Below are 1,290 nucleotides of genomic sequence, written 5' to 3'. Positions count from 1 at the left end.
GTTTCTCCTATGTCAAGCCGCTGCCGCTTGGCAAGGCTTTTGACGATTGTTGTGGTCGGTGTGCAGGTGGCCGTAGACGACGCGGGCCAGGCGGCGTTTGAGGCAGCGCAGGGCTTCGGGTGTGGAGTCGCCGTTGGTGATGCGGTGGCGGTAATAGGTCTGTCCGAGGCCCTGGAGGCGGATTTGGGTGACGGCGATGCGGTGTAGGGCGGTGTTGAGTTGGCGGTTGCCCGAGCGGGTCATACGGACTCGTCCGCGGGTGTTGCCCGACCATACCGGCACCGGGGCCACCCCGGCGTGACGCGCGAAGGCCGCCTCGCTCTTGAATCGGGTCACCCCGGCGGTTTCGCCGACGAGTTTGGCCGCGGTCAGCTCGCCACATCCCGGCATGGCCAGCAACACCGGGGCGACCTGGCGGACACGGGCACCGATCCGTTTGGCCAACCCGTCGATGGTCTCGGTGAGGCGGCTGATGTCGGCCAGCTCGTCGCGGGCCAACTCGGCGACGATGCCGGTTTGGGTGTGCAGCCAGTCGCCGAGCAGTCTGCGGTGCTTGGCCAGATTCAACGAGCGCGCCTTGGGGGCATGGGCGGGATCGAGCTCGTGAACCCGCCACAGCAGCCGGTTAATCGTCGCAGTGCGTTGTGCCACAAGGTCTTCGCGTCGATCCACCAACAGCTTGAGTTCACGCGACACCTCGTCATGAGCGGCTACCGGCAGATCGGGCTCACGCAGGAAACCACGAGCGACTGCCAGCGCATCGATGGGATCGGACTTACCCCGGGTGCGGGCCGAGGCCCGGGTCTGGGCCATCAGCTTGGGCGGGACCCGCACCACTTTCTGCCCCAACGCGAACAGGTCGCGCTCTAGACGCGCTGACAGATGCCGGCAGTCTTCGATCGCCCAGATGACATCGGTTCCGAAATGCTCACGGGCCCACATCACCGCTTCGGTATGCCCGCCGGTGAGGGCCTTGACGGTCTTCTCGCCGAGCTTGCGGCCTACCTCGTCGACGGCGACGAAGGTATGCGTGCGCTTGTGTACATCGGCTCCAACAACAACCATGGTGGTTGCCTCCATTCACTGAGAGGTGACGGTTGGGCCGGTCGGCGGACATACCTCAGTTGGGGGCGGTGCCACGCTCCTATCAAGTCACGCCGGCCGGTCCTTCACACCTGATGCCGGCAAAACGCGTGAACGCCAACCAAAGGCGGCAGCCAATCTAAGAGCCAGACACCAGGTGAAAAGGATTCAACCACCGCACTACGCGGCACCTCACCTTCACACTGA

The 1,290-nt window shown here is 64.8% G+C and carries 1 protein-coding gene; it reads right to left on the bottom strand.

Annotated features, from left to right (window positions below; all coding sequences use genetic code 11):
* Nucleotides 1-12 precede the first annotated feature (12 nt).
* Nucleotides 13-1,065: an IS110 family transposase gene (locus tag A5790_RS01830; protein WP_066841007.1), complete on the bottom strand. Its 1,053-nt coding sequence runs from the start codon at nt 1,063-1,065 to the stop codon at nt 13-15.
* Nucleotides 1,066-1,290: the final 225 nt, after the last annotated feature.

Origin of the sequence: Mycobacterium sp. 852002-51152_SCH6134967 (assembly GCF_001667105.1) — a bacterium.
Lineage (GTDB): Bacteria > Actinomycetota > Actinomycetes > Mycobacteriales > Mycobacteriaceae > Mycobacterium > Mycobacterium neumannii_A.
The sequence above is the reverse complement of the archived record's forward strand: the minus strand, read 5'-3'. Positions and strand labels throughout refer to the sequence as shown.